The 288-nt window shown below is 53.5% G+C and carries 1 protein-coding gene; it reads left to right on the top strand.

Translation table 11 applies throughout. From position 1 onward, the window contains the following. The coding region (locus tag LZP73_RS20445) for a response regulator (RefSeq protein WP_234236792.1) at positions 1 to 227 on the top strand (227 nt) is incomplete at its 5' end. Positions 228 to 288: the final 61 nt, after the last annotated feature.

Here is a 288-nt window from a genome sequence, read left to right as displayed (position 1 = left end):
ACGTCAATATGCCAAATATGGATGGTTACCGCTTGACGCAACGCATTCGTCAGTTGGGACTGACGTTGCCGGTAATCGGAGTAACTGCTAATGCGTTGGCTGAAGAGAAGCAGCGGTGTCTGGAGTCCGGTATGGACAGCTGCCTGTCGAAGCCGGTAACGCTGGATGTGATAAAACAGACGCTGACGGTATATGCCGAGAGGGTCAGGAAATCGCGGGAATCGTAGGCCGGATAAGGCGTTTACGCCGCATCCGGCAATCCGTGCAAATGCCAGATAAGACACTGAC

This window comes from Shewanella sp. AS16 (assembly GCF_021412365.1).
Taxonomy (GTDB): Bacteria; Pseudomonadota; Gammaproteobacteria; order Enterobacterales; family Shewanellaceae; genus Shewanella; species Shewanella salipaludis.
Note: the sequence above shows the minus strand (reverse complement) of the source record. Positions and strands in the feature narration are given on the sequence as shown.